The following is a 24,601-nucleotide window of genomic DNA, read 5'->3' as shown; positions in this document are numbered from 1 at the left end:
CTTTTCGTATGACGTCGAGGTTCACTGCATGTTGAGAATGAAGGGCGCCCTACTCGCTGCTGTCGTGGCGGCGATCTTGCCCGGTTGCAAGATCATCAAGACGCCAACCGCAGAAGAAAAGGCGGCGGCAGCCGCCAAGACTGCCTTCGACCCGAACGCAAAGGTCGAGGCGATCTGGCAGTCCGAGGTCATACCCTATTTCGAGAAGCGCTCCGGCGAGCTCAAAGACGTCGTGCAACTGGCCACCTCCAGCCCCGATCAGGCGGGCGAGAAATACGGCAATCCGCGCAAGCAGAGCAGCTCGCCGTGGACGTATGCGGTAAAGATCACCGGCAAGGTCATTGCTGCCGATACGGCCTCGCGCGCGGCAACGCTCGATGTCGACGCCGATGGCGATGGTAAGGCCGATGCGAAGGTACAGATCGGGCCGGCGCTGCGAGGCACGGCGCTGCGTGACACGCTGGACTTTGTCAATTTCAACGAATTCAAGAACCAGATCGAGTGGGCGCAATTTGGCAAGGCATTCAACGAAAAGGCCAATACTGCCTTCCTGTCCGCCGTCCCGCGCGAAGGCCTGGTCGGCAAGGCAGTAACGGCGATTGGCGCCTTTCCGCTCCCCAACGGCGGCCAGCTTCCACTCGTCACCCCCTCCGAACTGACGGTGGGATCATGACCGCAAACGAGACATCGACGGACGGCATCATCCTGCGACTCGACGATGTGTCGAAGGTCTATTCGGGTATCGTCGCAGTAAAACGCGCCCATCTCGAACTGCGCCAGGGCGCGGTAAACGTCCTGGTTGGCGAAAATGGCGCAGGCAAGTCGACACTGATGAAGATCATCGCCGGCGTCGAGCGCCCGACGCACGGCCGCATCATTCTTGACGGCGAGCCGGTATCCTTCAACAGCCCGGCTGATGCGCAGGCGCACGGCATCGGCATGATCTTTCAGGAGCTCAACCTCTTCGCCAACATGTCGGTCGCAGAAAACATCTTCGTCACGCGCGAGATGACGCGCGGCCTCTTCGGTATCGATCACAAGGCGCAGGTCCAAAAAGCCAATGCATTTTTGAAGCGTCTGGATGCCGGAATTGACGGGGAGACGATGGTTGAGGATTTGCCTATCGGCCAGCAGCAGCTCGTCGAGATCGCCAAGGCGATGTCGTTGAATGCGCGTATCCTGATCATGGACGAGCCAACCTCGGCGCTTTCGGCCGCCGAAGTCGAAATCCTGTTTAAGGTGATTGCCGAACTCAAAGCCCAGGGCGTCGCGATCGTCTACATCTCGCACCGACTGGAAGAGCTGATGCGGATCGGTGACTACATCACGGTGCTACGCGACGGCCAAATCACCGGTCAGGCAATGGTCCGCGATATCGACACGCGCTGGATCGTGCGTTCCATGATCGGCTCGGACGCCAAGGATTTTGCAAAGTCCGTGGACCACGCCGTCGGCAGCGAGGTCTTTCGCGCCGAAAACATCAGCCTGCCGCGAGCCACGGGTGGGCTTGCGGTCAACAACGTCTCCTTATCGGTCAAGGCCGGTGAAATACTCGGCATTTATGGCCTCATGGGCGCGGGGCGCAGCGAGTTCTTCGAATGCGTGATCGGACGTCACATGCACTCGACCGGCAAGATCTTCATCGACGGCAAGGAAGTTCGCGCCCGCGACACCACGAGGCGTATCCGACGCGGGCTTGCCCTGATTCCGGAAGACCGGCAGCGGGAAGGCCTGGTGCAGGTCCTTTCCATCGCCTCCAACCTGACCCTTGCGAGCCTTGGTCGCTTCACTCGCCTCTTCCATATCAACAGCGGCGCAGAGAAGAACGCCATTCGCGATGCGATCCGCGATCTTTCAATCAAGGCGCCCAACCCGGACTTCGAAGTGACCTCGATGTCGGGCGGCAATCAGCAGAAGGTGGTCATCGGCAAGGCGCTGATGACCAATCCAAAGGTGCTTTTGATGGACGAGCCAAGCCGCGGCATCGATGTGGGCGCCAAGGCCGACGTCTTTCGCACCATGCGCCGGCTTGCGGCAAACGGGCTCGCCATTTTGTTTTCGACCTCTGACCTCGAAGAGGTCATGGCGCTTTCCGATCGAATCGCGGTCCTGAGCAACGGCCAACTGGTTGCCGTCTTCGACCGGAGCGAGGCCACGGAAGAAGCCATTATCGCGGCTTCGGCCAAGGGACACGGACATCAAGGGAAACTCGCGTCATGACGGCGGCTACCTCATCCAATACTTCGCCGATGAGCGCGAACGGTTCTGTACTCCTGACGCTGATGAAGCTCAGGACTTTCATCGCGCTGTTCGCCGTTATCATCTTCTTTGCGATCTTCGCGCCGAACTTCACCTCGACTGCAAACATGATCCTGATGTCGAAGCACGTCGCGCTCAACGCCTTCCTGGCGATGGGCATGACCTTCGTCATCATCACCGGCGGCATCGACCTGTCAGTCGGATCGATCGTCGGGCTTTGCGGCATGGTCGCCGGCGGTCTGATCCTTTACGGCATCGAACTACCAATCGGCTACACCATCTATTTCAACCTCTTCGAGATCGTACTCATCACGCTTTCGATCGGCCTCTTCATCGGCCTCATCAATGGTCTGCTGATTACCAAGCTCAACGTCGCACCCTTTATTGCGACGCTCGGCACCCTCTACATCGCACGCGGCCTGGCGCTGCTCTCGTCGGACGGCCAGACCTTTCCGAACCTTGTTGGCCGGCCCGAATATGCCACGACCGGCTTCGACTTCTTCGGCGCGGGGCGCATTCTCGGCCTGCCGGTATCGATCTGGATTCTGATCGTACTTGCGCTGCTCGCCGCCTATGTCGCGCGCTCGACGCCAATTGGCCGTCATATCTTTGCTGTCGGCGGCAACGAGCGCGCCGCACGGATGTCGGGTATCCGCGTCGACCTCGTGAAGATCTTCGTCTACATGTTCTCCGGCCTTTGCGCCGCGATCGTCGGCGTCATCATCTCGTCGGAGCTGATGGCCTCGCACCCGGCGACCGGTGAAAGCTTCGAGCTCAACGCGATCGCCGCAGCCGTTCTTGGCGGCACGTCGATGTCGGGCGGACGCGGGACGATCGGCGGCACGATCATCGGAGCATTCGTGATCGGCATTCTCTCGGATGGACTGGTGATGATGGGGGTCTCGTCCTTCTGGCAGATGGTCATCAAGGGATTGGTGATCATCATCGCCGTGGTTGTCGACCAGGCGCAGCGCCGCCTGCAACAACGCGTTACTCTGATGCAGATGGCAAAGGCAGGTTGAAATGACTGAATTGAAAGGTGCGTTGATCGGTTGCGGCTTCTTTGCGATCAACCAGATGCACGCCTGGAGCGATGTTGAAGGCGCCAGGATCACCGCGATCTGCGATCGCGATCCCGAGCGGCTGAAGGTTGTCGGCGATCAGTTCGGTATCGATCGTCGCTATCGCGATGCCGAGGCGTTATTTGCCGACGGAGGGTTCGATTTCGTCGACATTGCCACGACAGCAGAGAGCCACCGCGCCCTCGTGGAAATGGCTGCCAGGAGCAACATACCGGCAATCTGCCAGAAGCCGTTCGCCAAGACGCTATCGGACGCAAAGGCGATGGTCGAGGCGTGCCGCCATGCCGGCGTAGCGCTGATGATCCACGAGAATTTCCGCTGGCAGACACCGATACAGGCCGTCAGGAAGGCGCTGGATGCAGGCGCCATCGGTACGCCCTTCTGGGGGCGTTTTTCCTTCCGTTCGGGTTACGACGTGTTCTCCGGTCAGCCGTATCTGGCAGAGGGCGAGCGGTTCATCATCGAAGACCTCGGCATCCATACAATCGATATCGCCCGCTATATCCTTGGCGATGTTCGATCGATCACGGCCCGCACCAAACGGGTCAACCCGAAGATCAAGGGCGAGGACGTGGCGACCATTCTCCTCGACCACGAAAACGGTGCCACGTCGGTCGTGGACGTCAGCTACGCGACGAAGCTCTCCAAGGAACCGTTCCCGGAGACATTGATCGAGCTTGATGGCTCCGAGGGCACCATCCGTCTGACGCAAGGCTACGGCCTCCAGGTAACAAGCGCAGAGGGGACGACGATCACGGACGTATCGCCGAAGCTGCTGGCATGGGCCTCGCGGCCATGGCACAACATCCAAGAGAGCGTCCACGCCATCCAGCAGCATTGGGTCGATCAGTTGAAGCGCGGCGTCGAGCACTCGACATCCGGGGCCGACAATCTGAAGACGTTCGCCCTTGTCGAAGCCGCCTATGACAGTGCAGCCAGGGAGCAGACAATCGACGTCGGAGCGATGCTGCGATGACGATCGATCTGTTCCAGCTCTACGGCACCCATATCGGCGAAATGCCACCGGTTCCACTAAGTGCCGGAAAACTGGTGGCCGATCTTGCCAATGGCAACCTGCGCACCATCCGCTACGATGGAACCGAGGTGCTCAGAGCGATTTCCTATCTTGTTCGCGACCGGGATTGGGGCACCTATAGCCCGGAGATCGCCGATCTTACCATCGAGCAGAATGAGGATCGTTTCGAGGTCACCTATCGGGCCTCTTGCTCTGGACCGAATGACACGACGCTCGTCATCGACGTTCGCATCGTTGGAAGCCCGGACCGACTTGACTTCGAGGCCGAAGCCGTCGCTAAGACCGGCTTCGAGACCAACCGGTGCGGCTTCTGCGTTCTGCATCCGATCGCCGGAGTGGCCGGCTCACCGGCTACGGTCGAGCACATCGAGGGCGCCGTCGTGGCAACACGGTTTCCGGATTTGATAGAACCCTGGCAGCCGTTCAAGGACATGCGCGCCATCACCCACGACGTGATGCCTGACGTGAAGGCAGAATGCCGGATGGAGGGCGACGTCTTTGAAATGGAGGATCAGAGGAACTGGTCGGACGCATCCTACAAGACCTATGTCAGACCGCTCGCCCTTCCGTGGCCGTACCAGATTCCCGCCAACCAGCCCGTTCGGCAAAAAACGTCACTGATCATCACTGACACCCGCCGCCCCGTGCGACAACACCCTTCTGCTGGGGGCTCGGGCGGCGCTATAAAGCTCGAGCCCGGGGCACGAACCGGCACCATGCCGGCGATCGGCCTGATTATTGCACCCGAAGACGCTGACGCGACCCTGTCGGCAAAGTCCGTCCTGTCGGAGATCGCTCCCCAGGAACTTCTCTTCCACCTCGATCCTGGTGCCGGGCATGGCGTCGAAGTGCTCAAGCGCTTCGCTGCAATCGCCGCCGCCCATCGCGGTCGCTCGACGCTGGAGATAGCACTTGCCTGCAAGCAGTCTGCGTCAAGCGAGGTGGGTGAGATTGCCCGCCAGATGCAGTTGGCAAAATTCAAGCCGGATGCGATCATGATCTCGCCTACCGTCGACCGGCAGTCGACGCCGCCCGGCAGCAAATGGCCCGATTGCCCGCCTCTCGAAGAGATCTACGCCGCAGCCCACCTGGCCTTTCCGGGCATTCGCATCGGTGGCGGCATGCTGAGCTATTTCACCGAGCTCAACAGAAAGCGCGTTCCCGATGGGCAGCTTGACTTCATCAGCCACTGCACCAATCCGATCGTTCACGCAGCAGACGATCTCAGCGTCATGCAGACATTGGAAGCGTTGCCATTCATAACCCGATCCGTTCGCGCGATCTACGGCGGGAAGCCCTACCGGATCGGCCCGTCGACTATTCCGATGCGGCAGAACCCTTATGGCAGCCGCACGATGGACAATCCTTCGGGCGGGCGCGTACCGATGGCCAACCGCGACCCGCGCCATAACGGACGCTTTGCAGAGGCCTTCGCGCTGGCTTATGCGATACGGGTGCTGGATGCCGATCTCGAATGTCTGACACTCTCGGCATTGACCGGCCCGTTTGGTTTGATCGCCGGTCCGGCTGAACCGATCGAGGAAGGCGGGCGGCGCCCATTGTTTAACACCGTACAGGCACTGTCTGCTTTGGCCGGTGCATCCTGGCAGGAATGCGTCTCCTCCTCCCCCGCCGAGGTGCTGGCTTTTATTGCAAGGGATGCCACAGGAGCAAAGCTTTACATCGTTAATTTGACGAGCGAGGCACGAGCGGTCGACTGCGGTGCATGCAAGCCAGCGTCAAAGGACGCAGGCACAAACCTGTTGCTCGCTCCACTGGCTTGCCTCGTCTTGCCACTGGCGGATTGACCTGCTCGCTACCAATTGCATCTATGCGAACGAAGCTTGTTCTGGGGAGGATGGCGTGAAGACCAAGAAGCTTATCAATTCCGGCGCAGACGCCGTCGATGAGATGCTGCAGGGGGTGCTTTCGGCTCATCCGAACCATCTTTACGCGGTAGACGATATGCCACGCGCGATCATTGCCAAAAACGGGCCGCGCAAGGGCAAGGTCGGGCTGGTGATCGGCGGCGGGTCGGGCCACGAACCAACGTTTCTGGGCTTCGTTGGCAAGGGGCTCGCAGACGCTGCCGCGATAGGCAATGTATTCGCCTCCCCGCCCCCCGATCCCATCATCGCATGCGCCAAGGCTGTCGATGGCGGCGCCGGCGTTCTGTTCATGTATGGCAATTATGCCGGCGACGTCATGAACTTCGACATGGCCGCTGAAATGCTCGCCTTGGACGATATTGAAGCGCGAACTGTCCTGACAACGGACGACGTCGCCTCCGCGCCTCCCGATCAGAGACACAGGCGACGCGGCGTGGCGGGCAACGTTTTCATCTTCAAGGCCGCTGGAGCGGCATGTGATCTGCTGTATTCTTTTAACGACGTGGAGCGTGCTGCCCGCCATGCCAATTTTCGAACCTACACGATGGGTGTCGCGCTCTCGCCATGTTCGCTGCCCCAGACCCTCAAACCGAACTTCCTGATTGGCGAAGACGAGATGGAGATCGGAATGGGAATCCACGGAGAACCCGGGATGGCCCGCGAGCCGCTGAAAACGGCAAACGAGGTGACCGACGAACTGATGGACAGCATTCTTCGGGAGATGAAGGCAGGTCGCGGCGATCGTGTCGCAGTGCTCGTCAACTCGCTGGGTTCAACGCCGACGATGGAACTCTACATCATGATGCGACGCGTGAAGTCCCGGCTTGATGATGCCGGCCTCGTCATCCATACGTCGCTCGTGGGACATTACTGCACGTCGCTTGAAATGGCCGGTGCGTCGGTGACCGTCATGCATCTCGATGACGAGCTACAGCGATTGATCGACCACCCCTGCGATTGCGCCATGTTTACGAGATGATCGATGACGATCACGACGAAAGACCTGCAGCACCTGTTTGCCCTGATTGCCGAGGATATCGCAAAGACACGCGACCACCTTTGTGAGTTGGACGGTGTCATCGGCGACGGCGATCACGGGCTCGCCATGGACGCAGGCTGCCAAGCGGCCGCAAAGGCCGTCGGCGAACTCGACCCTGCCCAGACTGCGCCAACGCCGGCATTCAACGTCGCAGCAAAGGCATTTTTGAATGCAGTTGGCGCTTCATCTGGCCCATTGTACGCCACAGCCTTCATGCGCGCGGGAGCCGCAGCCAAGGACAAGCACGCATTGACCGATGATGATTTCCTGCGCGCTTTCGCGGCGATGGCGCAGGGAATCGAGGAGCGCGGCAAGGCAGAGCTCGGGGAAAAAACAATGGTTGACGCCTGGAGGCCGGCGGCTGACGCCGCGCTGGATTCCTGGCGGTCGGGAGCACCCATGGCGGGGTGTTTCGACGCTGCCCTACAGGCTGCACGCGAGGGCTGTGAAGCAACAAGCGGCATGACAGCAGGCAAGGGACGCGCTTCGCGGTTGGGGCATCGCGCGATCGGTCACATCGATCCGGGCGCCGCGTCGGCCGTCATCATAATTGCCGCGATGGCAAAATTTGCACAGCAACATGATGATTAGCTCATCATACCAGTTGACATGTCAATAACTATCTGCGAAAACGGGCCGGCTTTACAAGAGGAGGACGTAATGCTGACCCTATCTACGAAGTTGAAGTCTGCGAGCGTCGTTGCACTGGCCATCGCGTCCCTGTCTGCAACGCCGGTTCTTGCCGAAGATATCACGCTCTGGACTCTCAACTTCGACAACAATGCTGCCAATACCGCCCTGAAGAAGGTGGCAACGGACTTCGAAGCCGCAAACCCTGGGACGCATGTCGAGATTGTCCAGCGCGCCGTCGATGAGCACAAGACTGCCTTGCGCGTCGCTGCAGGCTCCGACAAAGGACCCGACATTTATTTCAGCTGGGCGGGCCTTGGCCTTGGCGGCGAGTACGTGAAAGCCGGTCTGTCGCTGCCGCTCGACAAGTACTACACCGAGTACAAATGGAACGACGAACTGCTCCCCTCTGCAGCGGCGTTCGCGGACCTGTATCCCGGCGGCAAGCACGGCGCTCCCTTCACGTTCAAGGGCGAAGCCGTCTACTATAACAAGAAGCTTTTCGAACAGGCTGGCATCAAGGAAGAACCCAAGACCTACGACGAACTGCTTGCAGCGGCGGAGAAGCTGAAGGCCGCAGGAATTCCTGCCTTCACGTTCGGCGGAACGGTCAACTGGCACGTCATGCGTCTCATGGACGTTATCCTTGAAACGAAGTGCGGCGCTGAAAAGCACGACGCGCTGAAAGCAATGACGCTGGACTGGACGAAGGAACCCTGCGCGACGGAAGCGTTCGGCGAGTTTGCGAAGTGGACGAAGGACTACACGCTGCAGCCGTTCATGGGCATCGACAACAAACAGTCCTACAGCCTCTTCACCGCAGGTCGTGCAGCGATGATGCTCGAAGGCGATTGGCTGGTCAGCCAGCTTAACGGCTCCGGCGCCAATCTCGACGACTACGGCATTTTCCCGTTCCCGACCAATACCGATCGTCTCTACGGTTTCGCCGAGTACAACTACATCAGTACGAAGAGCAAGAATCCGGATATGGCGGCGAAGTTTCTTGACTATTTCCTGTCCACGAAGGTGCAGCAGGATCTGCTCGGTCAGCTGAGCTCGACCTCCGTCAACAAGAACGTAGAGTATACCAACCAGAAGCCGCTCGAGGCAGAATGGCTGGATATCTTCAAGAAGTACGGCAAGGTCTACATGAACGGCGATCAGGCGTTCCCGCTTGATGTTACGACGGAGTACTTCCGCGTCATCAATGACGTCGCCTCCGGCAACGCTGAACCTGCTGACGCGGCCAAGCAGTTGCAGAGCTTCATCGCAAGCCGAACCTAATTCCTCCCAGGCGCCAGTCGATCAACCCACGTGTTGATCGGCTGGCCCATTTCATAGGCTGGCAGCGGCTCTCACTGCCAGGAGGAAAGCATGTCACTTCGACAATCGACACACGATCCGCGCGTGCAAGCGCTCATCCTGCTTGCGCCGGCATTGGCAATCTATGCCGTGTTCGCCCTTTATCCGATGCTCAATGTCGTCATCCTGAGCTTCCAAAAATGGAACGGACTGGATCCGCATCGGCAATTCGTCGGGCTTGCAAACTATACGGCGATTTTCACGAGAGATCCGGTTTTCTGGGTCGCCTTCCGCAACACTGTGGTCTGGACGGTGATGAGCCTGATCTTCCCGCCAATGGTCGGACTACTGTTGGCCCTCAGTCTCAATCAGAAGATTTTTGGCCGCAATAGTCTCAGGGCCATCTTCTATCTGCCGGTCATCATCGCGCCGATCGCTGTCGCCACCATGTGGAAATGGATGTACGATCCGTTCTTCGGCCTTTTCAGTCAGTTGCTCACGTCGTGGGGCATGCAGGGCTGGATCAAGGACTGGTTGGGCAACAAGGATATCGCCCTTTACTCCGTCTTCCTGGCGTATCTCTGGCAGACGGTCGGCTTTTCGATGGTCCTGTTCCTGGCAGGCCTGCAGAATGTCTCACAAACACTTGTAGAGGCCGCGCGCATCGATGGCGCTGGTCGTTGGGCGGTGTTCAAGCATGTGACGCTGCCAGCATTGCGCCCGACGGTCACGATCGTTCTCGTTCTTTCCATCATCTCATCGTTGAAGGCATTCGACATCGTCTACGGTCTGACGGGTGGCGGCCCGGCGCAGTCCACCCAGATGCTGGCACTCTGGGCGTTCACACAGGCCATGCAGATCTTCGATTTTGGACGAGGCGCGGCAATTTCCGTCGTCCTGCTCCTGATCACCATGACCGTGGTCATCCCCTATCTCAGATGGACCCAAAAGCACGAGGAGGTTGAATCGTGACAGCAGTCCCAACTGACTCGACCCTCTTGCGGCTCCAGGTCGAACCATCTTCAATGAAGCGGGATCCGATTTTGATCGGTCTCTGGATAACGCTGATCATCGTGGCGCTCGTCTGGGTGGCGCCATTTGTCTTCATCGTGTTCACATCCTTGAAGACGCCGGCGGCGGTGACGAGCACGGGTGCTTTCGTGCCACCGACCGACCTCGCGTTCGAAAACTACAGTGCCGCATGGAGCCGCGGCAACTTCGCAAGCTCCTTCTTCAACAGCGCCATCATTACAGTTATCAAAGTGCCGCTTGGGCTCCTGCTTTCCGCCATGGCCGCCTATGCCCTTGCCAAGATCAAGCTGAAGGTCAGCAAGGCCCTGTTGCTTCTCGTCGTGTTCGGCACGATGATCCCCTTTCAGGTGATGCTTGCGCCCCTGTTTACCCTGGTAAACTCGTTCGGCCTCATCGACACCTACCCAGGGGTCATTCTCCCCTACATCGCCTTCGGCGTTCCCTATCAGGTTTTCATCCTGCACGGCTTCTTCAAGGGCATTCCGAAGGAATTGTCGGAGGCGGCACTCATTGACGGTGCGAACCACTTCACCATCTTCAGACGGATATTTCTGCCCGTGTGCCTACCCGTCCTTGCGGCACTGCTTATTCTCGACTTCGTCTCCACCTGGAACGAATTCGCCATGGCGCTGGTGCTGCTCCAGGATCAGCACATGTGGACGTTGCCGCTGGGGCTAATGTCGTTCCAGGGGCAGTTCTCAAGCAACTACGGCCAGCTCAATGCGGCCATCGTGATGACCGTTCTGCCGGCGACCATCGTCTATCTCATATTCCAACGCTACTTCGTGTCTGGCCTCACCTCAGGTGCTGTCAAAGGCTAGCGACCATAAATGTATTCCACGAGGAGAGAATTCTATGTCTGATGCAACAGTCGAAAAATGGGGCGTGTTCGAGGCCTCCTTTGATGGACCCTCCGACGGGAATCCCTATCTCGACGTGGCATTCGATGCCGTGTTCACCCACAAGAGCCGGGACATGCGGGTCCCCGGTTTTTATGACGGCAACGGGACGTACCGTATGCGCTTCATGCCCGACGTCGAGGGCGAATGGTCGTTTGTAACGCGTTCCAGGACTGCTGCACTCGACGGAAAGACTGGCTCCCTGGTCGCAACGGCGCCATCGACAGGCAATCACGGCCCGGTCCGCGTGCGCAACAAATTCCACTTCGCCTATGCGGACGGGACCCCATTCCTGTCATTCGGTACGACCTGCTATGCCTGGACGCATCAGCCGCTTGAGATGCAAAAGCAAACTCTCGAGACGCTTGGGAAGACTCGTTTCAACAAGATCCGGATGGGCGTATTTCCCAAAGACTACCCCTACAACGTCAACGAGCCGCTACACCCCTGCTTCGAACGAGGAGCGGATGGCAAGGAAGACTTCGACCGACCGAATCCCGCCATGTTCCAGCATTTTGACAAACAGGTCGCAGCGCTCTGCGGACTAGGGATCGAAGCGGATATCATCGTCTTCCACCCTTACGACCGGTGGGGTTATGCGGATATGTCGGCCGAACAGGATTTCCGCTATGTCGAATATCTGGCCGCGCGTCTGTCCGCATACCGCAACGTCTGGTGGTCGCTTGCCAATGAGTATGATTTCCTCATCGATACGAAGCCGATGGAGCAGTGGGATCGCTATTTTCACATCCTGGAAGAAAACGACCCTTACCAGCACCTGCGTTCCATCCACAATGGCGATGTGACGGCGAATTTCGATCATCGCAAGCCATGGGTGACGCACACCTGCATTCAAAACCCGGACGTCAAGCGGACCCAGGAGTGGCGCAACGCCTACGGCAAGCCTGTTGTCAACGACGAGCCGGAATATGAGGGCGACATCCTGCAGTCATGGGGAAATCTCAGTGCGCAGGAGCTCGTGCACCGCTTCTGGATCACGATGGCACGCGGCGGCTATGCCGGTCATGGCGAAACCTATTCCCATCCAGACGACCTGATCTGGTGGGCTAAGGGTGGGGAATTGCATGGCGAAGCATGGAAGCGCATCGGCTTCCTCAGGGACCTTCTGGAAGCGGATGTGAAGCATGGCCTCGAGCCACTCGGTTCCGTCGGCGAGTGGCCCTGGTCGCGCGTGTCCGGCGTGCGCGACGGCGACGGCGATTTCCGCCTGATCTATTTCGGTGAGCATCAGCCGGTCATCTGGTCTTCGGGTCTCCCGACCGAGAGCGACGACTATGATGTCGATCTCATCGACACATGGGAGATGACGATCACACCGCTTCAGAAAGTGGAGGCCCCTGTTCCGCATCCCACACGCCATGGTGCGATTGTCCGGGGTGGTAAGCCGGACGCGGCCTTCGGCGTCAAGGTTCCGCGCAAGCCATATCAGGCCCTGCGGGTACGCAGGAAGCGCTAGGGATATCAAGAGGTCCAAAATGTCTGGCTTAAGCATCAAGAACGTCAAGAAGTCCTTCGGCGCCGTGGACATAATTCATGGTGTCGACGTCGAGATCGCCGACGGCGAATTTACCATTCTCGTCGGCCCCTCTGGCTGCGGCAAGTCGACATTGCTGCGCATGATCGCGGGGCTCGAGGAGATCACGGCTGGCCAAATTAGCATCGACGGTCGCGTGGTGAACAATCTGCAACCGAAGGATCGCGATATCGCGATGGTCTTCCAGAACTATGCATTGTATCCGCAAATGACCGTCGCCCAGAATATGGGATTTGCGCTTGAGCTCGCTGGCGCCAAACGGCCGGAAATCGAGCAAAAGGTAAGTGAGGCCGCAGCAATTCTGGGATTGCAGCCCCTTCTCGATCGAAAGCCGGCCCAGTTGTCAGGCGGACAGCGACAGCGCGTTGCAATGGGTCGCGCTATCGTGCGAGACCCGAAAGTGTTTCTCTTTGACGAACCTCTCTCAAATCTGGACGCAAAACTGCGCGTGAAGATGAGAGCGGAGATCAAAGCTCTGCATCAACGCCTGAAGACCACGATCGTCTACGTCACCCACGACCAGATCGAAGCCATGACGATGGCTGACAAAATCGTCGTGCTCCACGGTGGTCGCGTCGAACAGATCGGCAGTCCGCTCGAACTCTACGACAGACCGCGCAACATCTTTGTTGCAGGTTTCTTGGGCTCTCCCGCAATGAACTTTCTTGAGGGAACACTGCAAGACGCCGGAGGTCCGGCATTGTCGCTTAAGGGCGGTTCACGCCTGACGCTGTCGCGAGCTCCTGCCAACTCTGCAAAAAGTCCAATGACGTTGGGTATTCGTCCGGAAGACATCGCCTTGGGCGGCGAGAACGGTGTGGACGCGGTGGTCAAGGTGGTCGAACCGACGGGGTCGGAAACCCATGTCGCCGTGGAGCTTGAAGGCAAGGAGCTGACATGGGTCGTGCGCGAACGTGTCGAACTGGTGCCGGAGCAACGGGTGAAGCTATCTTTCGAAACCGCCAACGTTCATTTCTTCGACCAACGAACACAGCAACGCCTCAACACCTAACCTTGTTTGGAGCGATCGTCGTTGGCACCGCCACGAGCATGTCACGCACGAGCTGATCGAGGAATTCGCGCCTCCGGATTGCCCGGTCGGCCCCTGAGGAACGCAACCGAAATCCTCTTCGACAGAACCATTGGTTATGCCATGCGTTTACCGGATATCGTCTCAGGAATGCCCCTTCTCTGAAGCGACCTTTCAGTCTGCGACCTGCGCCGCCGATAGTGCGAGGCGTTTTTTCTGTACACACTATCGACGTGCCGTGGTGCCGGGACCACTATCCGCATAAAAGGAGAGGTGAAGGGAACCGCTAACCGGACGCAGAGCCTTCGTCTATCGTTCTCGCTGACGCTGTGCTTTACGTCCAAGCTATCTTGAGGCGAGCACCATGGCTGATCCTGATCGCTATTCTGGGAAGCCGCCAAAGCGCGGTCTGGGTGTATGGATACTCATTGTGATGGCAGTGGCTTTAGCGCTGGTTGCGGGATGGTTTTCCGGTTATTTGGGTTGAGGACGATCTGCTGTCGCCTCTCCGGTCAGTATTGCGGTCGGATTGCTCAAGGCTGTGTTCAGAGGGGATCGGTTTCCTTTGGGATGTCGGTGGTGATCTCGTTGTCGGCGTTATCGCAAAGAGATGTGGACCTATGGGGGCAAGCCGCTCTACACCTATGTTGAGGATAAGAACACCGGCGAAACAACGGCGATGGTGTTTGGGGGCTAGCACGCGGCCAAATAGCTCAACCGGCGACGGTTTGAATGAGCGGATCGCCTTGAACCAAGACCGATCTCTGAAATGACATCCGCTCTCTAAGCTTGTCGCCGACAAACGCGGCCTTCGCCGAAGGCCGCACCACTCCGAGGGATATCATCTACTAGATCCCAAATGCTGGTCAGTAGCAGGTATAGGGGATGCAGATTGTATGCGGTCGCTCATTTGCGATGCAGCCCACTCGAGAAAAAGGTTATAGGCAACCGCCAACAAGGTCGGCCCGAGAAAAAGCCCGATCAGGCCGAAAGCCAAGACGCCGCCTATAAGCCCAAACAAGCCCAGCAGCACAGGTAGGTTGCTGTTTTGGTTAAGAAGATAGGGTCGAAGGAAATTGTCAATGCTGCTGACAAGAAGCAAGCCCCAGATCGCAATGAAGATGCCCCATCCTATAGATCCTTGCAGCATCAACCAAAGGGCAACCGGTCCCCACAGGAACGGTGGTCCGGCGGGCACGAACGAAAGCGCAAAGGTCAGGCAACCCAACAACAGCGATTGAGGTACACCGGCGATCCAGAAACCGATGCCGGCTAGTAGGCCTTGCGCAAGGGCCGTTCCGATCATTCCGTAGACGACACCCTTCACTGTCATGCCGATGATCGTGACGAGCGTCTTGGCGCGAGGACCTGCAACGCGCTCACTGATCTGACGCATGAAACTGATCATGCGCCGACCGTGCAGGAACAAAAAGAAGGTGATGAATATGCTGAGCCCCAGTTCGAGGAGGCCGGCTCCGAAAGCTGCCCCGCCAGCGAGGGCAATATCGGTGATAGGACCGGTCAGCCTTTTGAGCTCGACGATAAATGCAGGGGCGTCGTCAGTGAGGTTTTCCCAGTAAGCAGCGACGCTCTCGCCAACAACCGGCAGGCCTTTCACCCAGCTTGGTGGCGCTGAAGGACCCTGCTCCAGGACGCGCGTTATTCCCTCGGCTAGTTTTGCTATGTCGTCGGCGAGCGCCGTTACGAGGATAGCAAGCGGCGCGACCACAACAAAGACCACCAATATCGTCATAGCTGCGGCAGCCGGCGCTCGGTAACCCCCGACAGCACGTTCGCATTGGCGGTAGATTGGCCAGGTCGAGAAGCAAATCACTGCGGCCCATAGGATTGCCGACACGAATGGCCAAAGCACAAGTGTGCAACCAACAGTCAGTAACAGAAGGGCACCGATGCCTAGAGCTGGTTCGATCAGTCGGCCAGGTGGCACCATGGTCAATCCGCCTGTTCCTTTACGAAGCCGTTCCATCGGCAAACACGAGGCGTGATCTTGAGCGCGGTTAGCATAGCGATGGCCACCGTGTGGCCGGCACGCCGGACGGAGATCATCTTGCTCCCTCGTTCAAGGTTGTCAATGTGGAGGTCACGAGTTCGAAGCCGCCCGCTGATTGGGCTGTTCGTCGGGGTGTCCTGCTGGTGAGACATTCGACCTTTCGGTTGCCTGAGAGGAAGGAACGCAATACCAGCGGAGAGATTAAAGATGCGGCGTTTCCGCGAGATTCTGAGATACGGATTGAGGAAGGCCTTGGCCACAAGTCGATTGCGGTGCGCGTTGGTGCGGCCCCCTCGAGCGTGCGCGAGACGTTGCGCCGTTTGGAGCGTGCCGGATTTCCTGTCCGTTGGGCGACGATGTCGGCGATGCGGTGTTGGAAGCGGCTCTCTATAAAGCTGTCGGCAGGAATACTGGTCATCGTCGCAGCGTTGAACCGGTTGTTCTCATATTCATCGCGGGCTGAAACGCAAGCATGTCACCCTGCAGATCTCTGGGGGAGATTAGCCAGCCGAATCTATCGCAGGTCCGATATTGTCGGCGCTCCATCCTTCAAGTTAAATCGTTGCAGACCGTAATGCACTCGTCAGACATGACGACACACCTTGTCCCCTGCGCAAGGTGTTGCCACTTTCGACGCCGTTAGCGCGCCTTGAACAATTCGACCCTCCAAGCGTTATCAAAGCAGATGAACTTTTGGAGTAAAGCCCATGAAAAAACTGCTATTAGCGGTTGTCGCATGCGCGAGCCTAGTCCCCTTCTCGCCCGCGGGTGCCCAAGGTATATACTTTGAATTCGGCGATAGGCCGCGCTACTACGACGACGATTCACCAAGGCTCTACCGTGCGCCTCCTCGCTATTACCGCGATCGGTACTATCCGTCCCGGTATGAACGGCAGAGGTGCTGGAGGCAGCCATACCAGGTCCGCAGTCACAACCATGAGATAACGAGGTACAGGACCGTCTGTGCCGACTAAAATCCAGCGATGCAGGCTAGCCGTCGGAGCGCCCTCGGTTCGAGCGGTCCTGAGAATTTAAGCCGACAGCCTGGTCCCCACGACCCGAACGGCGATGGTTTCTGCAAAACCCAGCGAAACCGGGTCGGCGCGCTCGCTTTAGTTAGATCGCGAGCATCTTAGGCTATCGCAGCAGCCACCAAAACAGCGTTCCGAAACCGCCGATAAATATGACTATGAAACCGATGATCCGGAGAAGGCCTTCGTTGACGTTGCCTTTGCCGACGATCATTGTGAACCAATCTTCCGGCATTTGTCTCTCGCCTGATCCGAGGGCACTTTGAAACCGACGATAGCTCGCATTAGCGCGACGCACAACATGCTGCTGAACCGTAACAACTGCCTCAGCTCTCTTCACGTCATGGTAGGTGCGCGTACCGCTAAAGGCGTACGTGCGAGCCGTGCTTGGTTGTGCTCTTATGGCGGCGGCCGAGAGTCGGCCAGTTTCCCTGTGAAAGTGCTGAGGGTCCGCTATCACCCCTGCGGACCTCTCACTTTTCACGCCTTCCTCAGCAAATTTGGTAGCGCCGCCTATGCGAACGGATGCGTCCTTTTTCCGGCTGCAAAACGTTACTCTAAAGGTGCCTCAGAACCCTCTGTGAGCAGGGCTAACACATAAGCCGTCGAACCCCTGTCTGGCTTTGTGTGCCTCTGTCTGCAGCCAGGTCGCCGCTCCGGCGGCGGCCTCGGATGATTCATCACTGTGCGGATCGCGGCCTTTGTATCGAGGTGGCACTCTCGATCGCGCCGTAGAGCAAAATCATCATGTTCGAAGATCGTGAGACGGAGCCGCGCCAGATCACGATTTTTTCGTTTCGCGTGCCTATCGCGGCCAGAAAAAGCCCAGAAGAAGAATCCGGGCTGATCGAGGGTTACTACCAGGTCTGATTGCCATACCAATCGTCGATGTCACGGCGAGCGCGATCGCGCTCAATACCGTAGTGTTCCTGGATCTTGCCTTCCAACTGGTCGCGTTTGCCGGCGATCTGATCGAGATCATCGTCAGTGAGCTCGAGCGCCTCAAGCCCAAGTGACATGAAGACGTTCGGACATGGCCTTGGCGCGAGCATTGGCCATTCGTGCAGCGCACCGAAGCTTCGAGGAACCGATGACGCCTGCCCCGCATATCCCGCGCGATCCATCGCCCGTGATCATTGAGCGTCTCTCGTCGCACCGGAAGCCTCGGCTATATCCCTTTGTTCCCTGACGATATTTTGTTCTCGGTGGACGAAACTCTCGAGGGCGCATTATTGCCCGCGAAGAATTGACCCGCTGCGCAGCCACGTTGCGAAAGAGCGTAACGTGCAAGCTGTCTTTGCGTGCTGGTGGAACTTTCCTCGTCCTGCAGAGCTTTACCTCGCAGCCACTTGGAGTAAAAAAGATGACAGAATTTCAGGATATCAGAATCGTCGAATTAAATGATGCAGCGTCTGGTCTGTCCAACGAAGGACCGTTGACGAGTATGGTCCTACGCCTCTCGGCAGATGCACCAGATCCCTGGTCTGCCACGTTCAACGAGGCGTGGCAGTCGCACCGCGGGATGATGAAGCGAAAGGCTACGGCAACTCGAGCTTCCATCACTTCGCTGTGCATGCCCTACGAGTTGCAGGGGCAGATCCTCGAACTGAGCAAGGTCGTTGCCGAGACAAACACGTCTTATCGCTCCATGCTGTCTCAAGCGGCGTCGCAGAGCTACGGTGGTGGATGCGAGACGCGAACTAAGCGACCTGAAAAACTCGCTGACCTACGAGTGATCCTCGTCCTCTCCCGTGGACGGCTCTGCCCGTAGCTCGCCCCCCCCGAACGGCGTCGTGGCGAAACAGTTTCTCCGCGGGGTTACTTCCCGGCCTCTTCCTTTACGCTTCAATGTTCGCCGTAGACTGGGTAATTACCGCATGAGACCAGCCGAACGCAGAGCATCTTCGATAACCTTCTGAACTCCACTCACTGGCTGAGTTTCATTCGGAATTGGCCGAAAGTCGCCCGCGCGGGCTTCGAGAGGTTCGGCCTGCCTTTCAAAGGAAGTGATCAGACCCCACGCGCCGGCGATTATCTCGGTGGACGAGACCCCGCGGTCGAGCATGAAGGGCGCCGGATGCCCATAGCCGCTGGCCGCGTCGATCGGCGTGCCGTGTGCCATGCCATGTATCGTGTAGGATTTAATCGCCGGTCGTCCCTCACCATCCGTCCAGGTCTGGAGCGAGTAGCCCTTTCCATCCTCGAGTATTGAATGCCGGCTGTCTAGCTTGTGGACAGCCATCCATTGCTGCGCGATCGCTCGCGCATTTGAGTGGACGACCGTTGCATCGGAGGTTCCATGCCAGATGGAGATGGACGGCCATCGTCCCTGATGAGACGATGCGGAACGCAGGAGCGATTGCAAATGCACCGCCTTGGGAATTCCATGTCCTCGCATGCGGTCGAACGCTTGTGGCACGGAAGCGGCCGTCCCGTACGGAAGTCCGGCGATGATGGCGCCACCGGCGAAAACTTCGGGATAGGTGGCCAGCATGACGTTCGCCATCGCGCCGCCCGCCGACAGCCCGGTGACGAAGATCCTCTGCTCGTCGACTCGGTATCGCTCGACGACGTGATGGATCATCTGACGGATGGAGTGTGCTTCGCCATGGCCACGGGTGATGTCACCGGGCTGAAACCAGTTAAAACACAGATTAGGGTTATTCGCGTGACGCTGTTGCGGGAAGAGGGCCACAAAGCCGTGTTCGTCGGCAAGTCGCGTCCAGCCTGAGCCGGCGTCGTAGCCCACGGCTGTCTGCGTGCAACCATGCAGGACCACGACCAGAGCCGGCTTCGACTTTAAAAGGAGCGGAACATGTACCTTCCCGTCGAGCGCACCGGGGTTGGATCCGAAGTCGGCGATAGAGGCGAAACGGCCGCCGTCCGGCTCCGGGTTCGCCACGCCTGCGCGCAGCTTGGACAGTCTTCTGATGGTGTCGGAAATAGTCCTCAAGGCAGCCTCCTGGTGTCGGCAGCCGGGATGGCTGAGTAGCTGAAACGTGCCTAAGGGGGATTGGTTGCTGCACTGCACAAATATTTCTGCACCGCGCTCGACGGGGAAGGAGGCGCCCGCGTCCAAAAACAATGTCGTGAACCATGGACGCCCTGCCTTCGGACACCCTCGCCTCCCTCTGTTCACCCACTACCCCGAACAGTTGAGCGCAACACAACTTTAGGAGTTGAAAATCGGACCTCGGTCTGACGCCCGAGAGGTTTTTGTGAGTTGCCCGGTGGATCGCCTGGTTACGCGCGCGCCTCCAAGTCCGCGATCATTGTCGCAGCACCGAGGAAAATCAGCCAGGTGCCTCGTTGTGCCCTCACGATGCAATATATCTAAAAAAAATCAATTCCATACTTCCCGTTGCGGCGGGAACAAAGGTCTTCTCTGTAAGTTTGCAGCCCATGGATCCGAAACGTGATCCCAAAAATGGAGGAAATGCATAATGAGGAAGATCATCTTCGTGGCGGCAATTCTGGGGACGTCTGCCGTTGGCGCCCTTGCCCAGACAACGCCGGCTCCATCGGCCGACGGAAATACACCTGCGGTTGCAACCCCAGACACAAAAAATCCGACTGCGCCCGTGGAAGGTGCCAACAGCTTTACGCAAGCCCAGGCAAAAGATCGGATCTCGGAAGCGGGATACACCGAGGTCAAAGATCTCAAGCTCGATGACAAGGGAATCTGGATTGCGTCCGGGATGAAGGACGGAAAAGCCGTCTCCATCGCCCTCGACTATCAAGGCAACATTGTTGCCAAGTAACCCAAGGAGAAACATGATGAGAACCGTAACAGGACTTTTCGACGACTACTCGGACGCTCGTTCCGCTGTTAGCAAATTGGAAGCCGCGGGCATTCCCTCAGACGACATCAGTATCGTCTCCAACAAGGGTGGCCACGTTGATAACGGCTCTGATGCTGGTGAGGGTGCCGCGACCGGCGCTGGTATCGGCGCTGCCGTCGGAGGCGCTGGGGGCTTACTCACCGGACTTGGTCTGGTGGCCATCCCTGGTGTCGGACCGGTGGTTGCTGCAGGCTGGCTTGCCGCCATGGCGGCTGGAGCTGTCGCGGGTGCCGTTGCCGGTGGAGCTGCTGGTGGCCTTATCGGGGCACTCACCGACTCCGGGGTCTCGGAAGATGATGCTCATCTCTATGCCGAAGGCGTCCGCCGCGGGGGCACCCTTGTCACCGCCAAGGTCGATGACGCCCGCGCCTCGGAGGCACAGGCCATTCTCCAGGGTTCCAACTGGGTGGATACTGTCGAACGTCGCCGGGCTTACAACGAGCAAGGTTGGACGCGCTTTGACGCGACGCTCGACCCCTACGCGCCTGAGCAAATCGAAGAAGAGCGCAACAGATATCGTCGAACGGTGATCTAATGAGGTCGTGCTGCAGGCAAACCTCCTCGCTTGTTGCGAGGAGGCTGCGCTCGTCCCGTGCGAACCTGATCCTAGCTCAGCTAGAGATTCGTCGTACTAGTCGCGAGAAGCCTTCGGAAACTTTGGATGCGCTCGGTGCACAACCAGTGCTGAATAACCTTTTCGAGGCTTCTGAGCGTCTGCGAGCAATTCGTGGCACCTTCCACTGTGTGGATTGAACGGTCTTGACGCAGGCCGCGACCCGTTCTCGTCCTGCGCGCAATTGCTGAAGGCTGTCCCTGAAAATCCCGGTAACAAGGATGGGGAACCTTCTCGCTGATACGATGTTTAAGCGTCACGCCAGCCGGGAAGCCATGCTATCGTAATTAGATGCCGGTTTTATTTGGTGGAGGCGCTGTTTCATAAGCTGTGGAAGGCGCGCGTCGTGTGGGAATCAATCGTGACGATCCGACTGGGGCGGCGTTCCCATACCGTCAAATCGTCGCGACAGGCGTTCGAACTGCTGACGAAGCACTGGCCCACCTCTGACGGCAGGGCCTACATCTCCGCCTTGGAAGCTTGCCAAGGTGTTGAGGTCGGAACCGTAATGGAAAACGACGCGCTCGGTGTATTTTTGCTCGCTCTCAGAGAGGCCAACATCCGGTTCACCCTATCTGACGGATAAGCGCCGCGCTCTCCGGAACCAAACCCGATGCACGGCGTTTGCCTTCTATCTCTCCTGGAAATTGCCCCCGCAAAAATTGCGGGGTTTTTTTGAGGCGAACCACTGCGAAACGACCGCGTTCCCATAGTGGATGTCGCCCTCGACTTCCGTCCAAAAAAGCCGAGGCTCTGCGCGCCCACCGCAGAGCCTCATTTTTTCATGCAGAGACTACTCATGCCGCCGGCCGCGTGAATCTTAGGTTTCCCGCTAGACGCGGAAGGAGGCGAATCGTTGGGCCGCAACCGACATCTTCCACCGGCCTTCCGTTCGTCGTGGACCGAATCGTCCTGGACGACCTCGCACGTCGCGAGGCAGAAAATCTTCCCTTATGCTCAACCAGCATAACGGATAGCAACGCAATCTCGGATGTCATAAGTCGCACTAGATACCGGCACCGGTAGGAAATTTTGGCGAAGCGGAACAAATACGCGCGCAGCGTATTATTCGAATGTCTTGGGAACTATCCCATTTTCCAAGGCAGGACACACGACCCCACTTCGCCCCGTCATTCCAACGGGGCGACTTTTATTGTGGCGATCGGGTGCGATAGAACTGCCGCTCGATCCGATCTGGTCGCCCCCGCACAACCAGGGGAGAGCCGGCGCTACATATGTTCGACTGCGCCCGCTCGGCGTCGCACCGATACAAGGTGCAATCTGCCCGTTTTGACATTGCACGTCTGAGTGTTGCGATCCACACCCTGAAGCGTTCTTAAGCAGGTTTAAGCGTTAGATTTGCGGTATCGGCAGCTGCCACGATGGTCTCCAGCACGGCAATTTCCTCGTCCGTCAGGTCTGTGAGTGGAGCCCGGACCGAGCCCGGATCGCGGCCTATCACCTTTAGCCCCGCCTTGATGATCGAGACGGCATAGCCTCTTCGTCGATTTCGCAAGGCCACGAATGGGAAGAAGAAATCCTTGAGGATCCGGTCGACGGTCTTCTGGTCGCCGTTTCGCAGCGCTTGATAGAAACGTTGTGCCAGTTCCGGGACAAAGTTGAAGACGGCTGAAGAGTAGGTCGTGACACCAGCGGCGAAGTAGGCCTGAGCATAGACTTCGTGGGTCGGCATGCCGCCAACATAGACCAGGCGGTCACCGATCTTGGTGGTAATCTCGATGACGCGGTCGACATCTCCGACACCATCCTTGAAGCCGATCAGGTTGGGGCATTCGTCACAGAGCTGCGCAAGGCTATCTGCCGACAGGACGGCGTTATCACGGTTATAGACGATCACCCCGATCCCGACTGCGTTACAGACTGCCTTTACATGCGCAACCAGGCCGGCCTGTTCCGAAAACATCAGATATGGTGGCAGGAGGAGCAAGCCATCGGCGCCGGCCCTTTCGGCTGATCGTGCAATCTCGACCGCAAGAGAGGTCCCGTATCCTGTTCCCGAAATGATCGGCGTCTTGCCGGCTGCGTTCTTTGCGGCGCGTACGACCAGCGGCACTTCCGCAGGATTGAGCGAGAAGAACTCGCCGGTGCCGCCGGCTGCAAAAAGAGCGCTTGCCTTAAAGCCGGCCAGCCAGTCGACGTGTTTGCGGTATGCGGCCTCGTCAAACTTGTTGTCCCTGTCGAAATGCGTGACGGGAAAGGAAAGCAAGCCGTCGCCGACGGCTTTCTTGATGGCGTTGGGTTCCATGTCAATGTCCTTAAGTTATTGCTCTATCGAAGGATTTTTGGCGCGATTAGAGATGCCCGGCTTCCATGGCCTCAAGCAGGGCGGCGATATAACCATAGCAAAAGCTGAAGGCGACACCGCTGGCATCGCGGCCGCTAATGGTCGGCACATGGTCCGGCATGACCATGTATTTGTAGCCGACCTCCTTATACACTTTGAGCGATCGAACCATGTCCATGTCACCCTCGTCGGGGAAGGTTTCCATGAAGGAGAGCGCGCCACCGCGAATGTTGCGGAAGTGCACGTTGAAGATCTTGCCGCGTGTGCCGAACCAGCGAATGATGTCGTCGATCTCCTCGCGCGGATTGTCGAGCATCTCGCCGATCGACCCTTGGCAGAAGTTCAAACCGTGATAGGGGCCTTCCCGCATCTGGACGAACTTCTTGAGCCCGTCGACCGTCCCAAGCACGCGCGTGACGCCGCGATAGCCGGGCGGCGTGTAGGGATCGTGGGGATGGCAGGCAAGGCGGACGCGGTTGCTTTCGGCAACGGGGACGACCCGTTCGAGAAAATAATCGATGCGTTCCCAGTTCTCGTCCTCACGCAGCACGCCCGCAAGGCCAGGTGCCGCCTCGTGGTCTGCCTTCTCCCAGCGGAATGCCTCGTTGAGCGATCCGCCGCGGCCTTTTTCGAGCTCGGTGCGCGGAATGCCAATCAAATTGAGATTGTATTTGGTCGCAGGTATGCCTGCCTTGGCGCAGTTTTCGATCATCCGGCAGACAGCATCGATCTGTCGGTCGCGCTCCGGCCCAGCCAAGAGGATATCGGGATAGGATGCTCTCTCGATCGGCTTCGACGGCAGGGGGAGCTGGATCATGTCGAGCACGAGCCCGAAGCTTTCCACATGATCACGATGACGCTCGAGATCATCCAGCGTCCAGCTTGACGGGGCGCCTGGCGGATCGGCCGAAATGTGCTTCACCCCAAGCTGAGCAAAAACACGAAAATCATCATCGTCGCGCACTGCGACCTGCGTTCCCAAATACACGCTCATCCTCCCGAACGACTAACCATGTCATATGACATAATATGAATTTTGGAGGCTG

24 protein-coding genes and 1 pseudogene are annotated in these 24,601 nt (G+C 58.3%); 19 read left to right on the top strand and 6 right to left on the bottom strand.

Features of this window, described 5'->3' with window-relative positions; genetic code table 11:
- Positions 1 to 28: 28 nt before the first annotated feature.
- The 13 genes from ACSQ9D_RS31405 (at position 29) to ACSQ9D_RS31345 (ending at position 14,450) form a co-directional block, all read left to right on the top strand.
- On the top strand, positions 29 to 673 hold the full coding sequence (locus ACSQ9D_RS31405) for a DUF2291 family protein (protein ID WP_436285679.1): 645 nt from the start codon (positions 29 to 31) through the stop codon (positions 671 to 673).
- Positions 670 to 2,220 (top strand): sugar ABC transporter ATP-binding protein, encoded by a 1,551-nt coding sequence (locus ACSQ9D_RS31400; RefSeq protein ID WP_436285678.1) that lies wholly within the window; start codon positions 670 to 672, stop codon positions 2,218 to 2,220. Before ACSQ9D_RS31405 ends, ACSQ9D_RS31400 begins: the two co-directional genes overlap by 4 nt.
- The gene (locus ACSQ9D_RS31395; protein WP_436285677.1) at positions 2,217 to 3,281 is read left to right on the top strand and encodes an ABC transporter permease; all 1,065 of its coding nucleotides are present in this window, start codon (positions 2,217 to 2,219) and stop codon (positions 3,279 to 3,281) included. The genes ACSQ9D_RS31400 and ACSQ9D_RS31395 overlap by 4 nt, the downstream gene beginning before the upstream one ends.
- A 1-nt stretch (position 3,282) precedes the next feature.
- The gene (locus ACSQ9D_RS31390) at positions 3,283 to 4,317 is read left to right on the top strand and encodes a Gfo/Idh/MocA family protein (RefSeq protein ID WP_436285676.1); all 1,035 of its coding nucleotides are present in this window, start codon (positions 3,283 to 3,285) and stop codon (positions 4,315 to 4,317) included.
- Positions 4,314 to 6,185, top strand: a complete 1,872-nt coding sequence (gene apnL / locus ACSQ9D_RS31385; RefSeq protein ID WP_436285675.1) for a D-apionate lactonase — start codon at positions 4,314 to 4,316, stop codon at positions 6,183 to 6,185. The genes ACSQ9D_RS31390 and apnL overlap by 4 nt, the downstream gene beginning before the upstream one ends.
- A 55-nt stretch (positions 6,186 to 6,240) precedes the next feature.
- Positions 6,241 to 7,245, top strand: coding sequence for a dihydroxyacetone kinase subunit DhaK (locus ACSQ9D_RS31380; protein WP_436285674.1), 1,005 nt, complete (start codon positions 6,241 to 6,243; stop codon positions 7,243 to 7,245).
- A 3-nt stretch (positions 7,246 to 7,248) separates the two neighbouring features.
- The gene (gene dhaL, locus ACSQ9D_RS31375) at positions 7,249 to 7,896 is read left to right on the top strand and encodes a dihydroxyacetone kinase subunit DhaL (protein WP_436285673.1); all 648 of its coding nucleotides are present in this window, start codon (positions 7,249 to 7,251) and stop codon (positions 7,894 to 7,896) included.
- A 69-nt stretch (positions 7,897 to 7,965) separates the two neighbouring features.
- On the top strand, positions 7,966 to 9,219 hold the full coding sequence (locus ACSQ9D_RS31370) for an ABC transporter substrate-binding protein (protein ID WP_436285672.1): 1,254 nt from the start codon (positions 7,966 to 7,968) through the stop codon (positions 9,217 to 9,219).
- A 90-nt stretch (positions 9,220 to 9,309) separates the two neighbouring features.
- On the top strand, positions 9,310 to 10,209 hold the full coding sequence (locus tag ACSQ9D_RS31365; RefSeq protein WP_436285671.1) for a carbohydrate ABC transporter permease: 900 nt from the start codon (positions 9,310 to 9,312) through the stop codon (positions 10,207 to 10,209).
- Entirely contained in the window at positions 10,206 to 11,090 is an 885-nt protein-coding gene (locus ACSQ9D_RS31360; protein WP_436285670.1) for a carbohydrate ABC transporter permease, read from the top strand. The genes ACSQ9D_RS31365 and ACSQ9D_RS31360 overlap by 4 nt, the downstream gene beginning before the upstream one ends.
- Before the next feature lie 34 nt (positions 11,091 to 11,124).
- The gene (locus ACSQ9D_RS31355; RefSeq protein ID WP_436285669.1) at positions 11,125 to 12,645 is read left to right on the top strand and encodes a DUF5060 domain-containing protein; all 1,521 of its coding nucleotides are present in this window, start codon (positions 11,125 to 11,127) and stop codon (positions 12,643 to 12,645) included.
- A complete protein-coding gene (locus tag ACSQ9D_RS31350) occupies positions 12,548 to 13,735 on the top strand; it encodes an ABC transporter ATP-binding protein (protein WP_436285668.1) in 1,188 nt (395 codons plus the stop codon). Before ACSQ9D_RS31355 ends, ACSQ9D_RS31350 begins: the two co-directional genes overlap by 98 nt.
- Before the next feature lie 628 nt (positions 13,736 to 14,363).
- On the top strand, positions 14,364 to 14,450 hold the full coding sequence (locus ACSQ9D_RS31345; protein WP_436285966.1) for a hypothetical protein: 87 nt from the start codon (positions 14,364 to 14,366) through the stop codon (positions 14,448 to 14,450).
- A gap of 144 nt (positions 14,451 to 14,594) precedes the next feature.
- Here ACSQ9D_RS31345 and ACSQ9D_RS31340 read toward each other — a convergent pair whose 3' ends face one another.
- A complete protein-coding gene (locus ACSQ9D_RS31340) occupies positions 14,595 to 15,704 on the bottom strand; it encodes an AI-2E family transporter (RefSeq protein WP_436285965.1) in 1,110 nt (369 codons plus the stop codon).
- 267 nt (positions 15,705 to 15,971) lie between these two features.
- Between ACSQ9D_RS31340 and ACSQ9D_RS31335 the strand changes: the two are divergent.
- Positions 15,972 to 16,253 (top strand): annotated as a pseudogene (locus ACSQ9D_RS31335) (IS21 family transposase); the annotation flags it as partial.
- Positions 16,254 to 16,901: 648 nt separating this feature from the next.
- Here ACSQ9D_RS31335 and ACSQ9D_RS31330 read toward each other — a convergent pair.
- Positions 16,902 to 17,030 carry a hypothetical protein gene (locus ACSQ9D_RS31330; protein WP_436285667.1) on the bottom strand — a complete coding sequence of 43 codons (129 nt, stop codon included), beginning with the start codon at positions 17,028 to 17,030 and terminating at the stop codon, positions 16,902 to 16,904.
- A gap of 512 nt (positions 17,031 to 17,542) precedes the next feature.
- Between ACSQ9D_RS31330 and ACSQ9D_RS31325 the strand changes: the two genes are divergently transcribed.
- On the top strand, positions 17,543 to 17,665 hold the full coding sequence (locus ACSQ9D_RS31325; RefSeq protein ID WP_436285666.1) for a hypothetical protein: 123 nt from the start codon (positions 17,543 to 17,545) through the stop codon (positions 17,663 to 17,665).
- On the opposite strand, the gene ACSQ9D_RS31320 is transcribed toward ACSQ9D_RS31325, so the two are convergent.
- Positions 17,653 to 17,814, bottom strand: coding sequence for a CsbD family protein (locus tag ACSQ9D_RS31320; RefSeq protein ID WP_436285665.1), 162 nt, complete (start codon positions 17,812 to 17,814; stop codon positions 17,653 to 17,655). The genes ACSQ9D_RS31325 and ACSQ9D_RS31320 overlap by 13 nt on opposite strands.
- Positions 17,815 to 18,158: 344 nt before the next feature.
- Between ACSQ9D_RS31320 and ACSQ9D_RS31315 the strand changes: the two genes are divergently transcribed.
- A complete protein-coding gene (locus ACSQ9D_RS31315) occupies positions 18,159 to 18,566 on the top strand; it encodes a hypothetical protein (RefSeq protein WP_436285664.1) in 408 nt (135 codons plus the stop codon).
- Between the two features lie 99 nt (positions 18,567 to 18,665).
- Here the strand turns inward: ACSQ9D_RS31315 and ACSQ9D_RS31310 are convergent, their stop codons facing one another.
- Positions 18,666 to 19,748: an extracellular catalytic domain type 1 short-chain-length polyhydroxyalkanoate depolymerase gene (locus ACSQ9D_RS31310; RefSeq protein ID WP_436285663.1), complete on the bottom strand. Its 1,083-nt coding sequence runs from the start codon at positions 19,746 to 19,748 to the stop codon at positions 18,666 to 18,668.
- 490 nt (positions 19,749 to 20,238) lie between these two features.
- On the opposite strand from ACSQ9D_RS31310, the gene ACSQ9D_RS31305 reads away from it, so the two are divergent.
- The 3 genes from ACSQ9D_RS31305 (at position 20,239) to ACSQ9D_RS31295 (ending at position 21,836) form a co-directional block, all read left to right on the top strand.
- On the top strand, positions 20,239 to 20,556 hold the full coding sequence (locus ACSQ9D_RS31305; RefSeq protein WP_436285662.1) for a PepSY domain-containing protein: 318 nt from the start codon (positions 20,239 to 20,241) through the stop codon (positions 20,554 to 20,556).
- Positions 20,557 to 20,572: 16 nt separating this feature from the next.
- Positions 20,573 to 21,172 carry a general stress protein gene (locus tag ACSQ9D_RS31300; RefSeq protein WP_436285661.1) on the top strand — a complete coding sequence of 200 codons (600 nt, stop codon included), beginning with the start codon at positions 20,573 to 20,575 and terminating at the stop codon, positions 21,170 to 21,172.
- A 385-nt stretch (positions 21,173 to 21,557) separates the two neighbouring features.
- Entirely contained in the window at positions 21,558 to 21,836 is a 279-nt protein-coding gene (locus ACSQ9D_RS31295) for a DUF982 domain-containing protein (RefSeq protein WP_436285660.1), read from the top strand.
- A gap of 750 nt (positions 21,837 to 22,586) precedes the next feature.
- Here the strand turns inward: ACSQ9D_RS31295 and kdgD are convergent.
- Together kdgD and ACSQ9D_RS31285 are read right to left on the bottom strand one after the other, a co-directional pair.
- Positions 22,587 to 23,516: a 5-dehydro-4-deoxyglucarate dehydratase gene (gene kdgD, locus ACSQ9D_RS31290; RefSeq protein ID WP_436285659.1), complete on the bottom strand. Its 930-nt coding sequence runs from the start codon at positions 23,514 to 23,516 to the stop codon at positions 22,587 to 22,589.
- Between the two features lie 46 nt (positions 23,517 to 23,562).
- Positions 23,563 to 24,543 (bottom strand): mannonate dehydratase, encoded by a 981-nt coding sequence (locus ACSQ9D_RS31285; protein ID WP_436285658.1) that lies wholly within the window; start codon positions 24,541 to 24,543, stop codon positions 23,563 to 23,565.
- Between the last annotated feature and the right edge of the window lie 58 nt (positions 24,544 to 24,601).

Source organism: Rhizobium sp. LjRoot258 (genome assembly GCF_964254185.1).
GTDB lineage: Bacteria > Pseudomonadota > Alphaproteobacteria > Rhizobiales > Rhizobiaceae > Rhizobium.
The sequence above is the reverse complement of the archived record's forward strand: the minus strand, read 5'-3'. Positions and strand labels throughout refer to the sequence as shown.

What these genes read in the sequence shown, in the direction of transcription:
- ACSQ9D_RS31405 (WP_436285679.1), top strand. Translation starts at nt 29, where the DNA reads ATGTTGAGAATGAAGGGCGCCCTACTCGCTGCTGTCGTGGCGGCGATC.
- ACSQ9D_RS31400 (WP_436285678.1), top strand. Translation starts at nt 670, where the DNA reads ATGACCGCAAACGAGACATCGACGGACGGCATCATCCTGCGACTCGAC.
- ACSQ9D_RS31395 (WP_436285677.1), top strand. Translation starts at nt 2,217, where the DNA reads ATGACGGCGGCTACCTCATCCAATACTTCGCCGATGAGCGCGAACGGT.
- ACSQ9D_RS31390 (WP_436285676.1), top strand. Translation starts at nt 3,283, where the DNA reads ATGACTGAATTGAAAGGTGCGTTGATCGGTTGCGGCTTCTTTGCGATC.
- apnL (WP_436285675.1), top strand. Translation starts at nt 4,314, where the DNA reads ATGACGATCGATCTGTTCCAGCTCTACGGCACCCATATCGGCGAAATG.
- dhaL (WP_436285673.1), top strand. Translation starts at nt 7,249, where the DNA reads ATGACGATCACGACGAAAGACCTGCAGCACCTGTTTGCCCTGATTGCC.
- ACSQ9D_RS31370 (WP_436285672.1), top strand. Translation starts at nt 7,966, where the DNA reads ATGCTGACCCTATCTACGAAGTTGAAGTCTGCGAGCGTCGTTGCACTG.
- ACSQ9D_RS31365 (WP_436285671.1), top strand. Translation starts at nt 9,310, where the DNA reads ATGTCACTTCGACAATCGACACACGATCCGCGCGTGCAAGCGCTCATC.
- ACSQ9D_RS31355 (WP_436285669.1), top strand. Translation starts at nt 11,125, where the DNA reads ATGTCTGATGCAACAGTCGAAAAATGGGGCGTGTTCGAGGCCTCCTTT.
- ACSQ9D_RS31350 (WP_436285668.1), top strand. Translation starts at nt 12,548, where the DNA reads ATGGTGCGATTGTCCGGGGTGGTAAGCCGGACGCGGCCTTCGGCGTCA.
- ACSQ9D_RS31345 (WP_436285966.1), top strand. Translation starts at nt 14,364, where the DNA reads ATGTGGACCTATGGGGGCAAGCCGCTCTACACCTATGTTGAGGATAAG.
- ACSQ9D_RS31340 (WP_436285965.1), bottom strand. Translation starts at nt 15,704, where the DNA reads ATGGTGCCACCTGGCCGACTGATCGAACCAGCTCTAGGCATCGGTGCC.
- ACSQ9D_RS31330 (WP_436285667.1), bottom strand. Translation starts at nt 17,030, where the DNA reads ATGCCGGAAGATTGGTTCACAATGATCGTCGGCAAAGGCAACGTCAAC.
- ACSQ9D_RS31325 (WP_436285666.1), top strand. Translation starts at nt 17,543, where the DNA reads ATGTTCGAAGATCGTGAGACGGAGCCGCGCCAGATCACGATTTTTTCG.
- ACSQ9D_RS31320 (WP_436285665.1), bottom strand. Translation starts at nt 17,814, where the DNA reads ATGTCACTTGGGCTTGAGGCGCTCGAGCTCACTGACGATGATCTCGAT.
- ACSQ9D_RS31315 (WP_436285664.1), top strand. Translation starts at nt 18,159, where the DNA reads ATGACAGAATTTCAGGATATCAGAATCGTCGAATTAAATGATGCAGCG.
- ACSQ9D_RS31305 (WP_436285662.1), top strand. Translation starts at nt 20,239, where the DNA reads ATGAGGAAGATCATCTTCGTGGCGGCAATTCTGGGGACGTCTGCCGTT.
- ACSQ9D_RS31300 (WP_436285661.1), top strand. Translation starts at nt 20,573, where the DNA reads ATGAGAACCGTAACAGGACTTTTCGACGACTACTCGGACGCTCGTTCC.
- kdgD (WP_436285659.1), bottom strand. Translation starts at nt 23,516, where the DNA reads ATGGAACCCAACGCCATCAAGAAAGCCGTCGGCGACGGCTTGCTTTCC.